General features: G+C 68.9%; 1 protein-coding gene. It reads right to left on the reverse strand.

Translation table 11 applies throughout. The features are described 5' to 3' along the window. A partial coding sequence (locus DEH69_RS28325) for an acyl carrier protein (protein ID WP_147255900.1) occupies positions 1-488 on the reverse strand: 488 nt, incomplete at both ends.

The following is a 488-nucleotide window of genomic DNA, read 5'->3' on the forward strand; positions in this document are numbered from 1 at the left end:
AACGTTTCCCAGGCGGTTTCGAGGAGGAGGCGCTGCTGAGGGTCCATGGCCAGCGCCTCACGCGGAGAGATCCCGAACAGGCCAGGGTCAAAGTCCCCAGCGCCATCGAGGAATCCGCCCTCGGTCGCGGCGCTGGTGCCCGAACCGTCGCCCGCGAACAGGGCGTCGAGGTCCCAGCCTCGGTCGGCGGGGAAGGACCCCACCGCGTCACCACCCGAGTCCACCAGATCCCACAGATCCTCCGGCGAACGCACCCCACCCGGATAACGGCACGCCATGCCGACGATCACAATCGGGTCATCGGTGGTCAACGCCGCTGCGGGAAGGGCGTGTTGGGGCGTCTTGTCGGTTCCGGAGAGGGTGGTCGTGAGGTGCTCGACGAGGATGTCGGCGTTGGGGTAGTCGAAGACGAGGGTGGCGGGGAGGCGGAGCCCCGTCTCCTCGGCGAGCCGGTTCCGCAGCTCGACGGCCGTGAGGGAGTCGAAGCC

Origin of the sequence: Streptomyces sp. PT12, from assembly GCF_003311645.1 — a bacterium.
Taxonomy (GTDB): Bacteria; Actinomycetota; Actinomycetes; order Streptomycetales; family Streptomycetaceae; genus Streptomyces.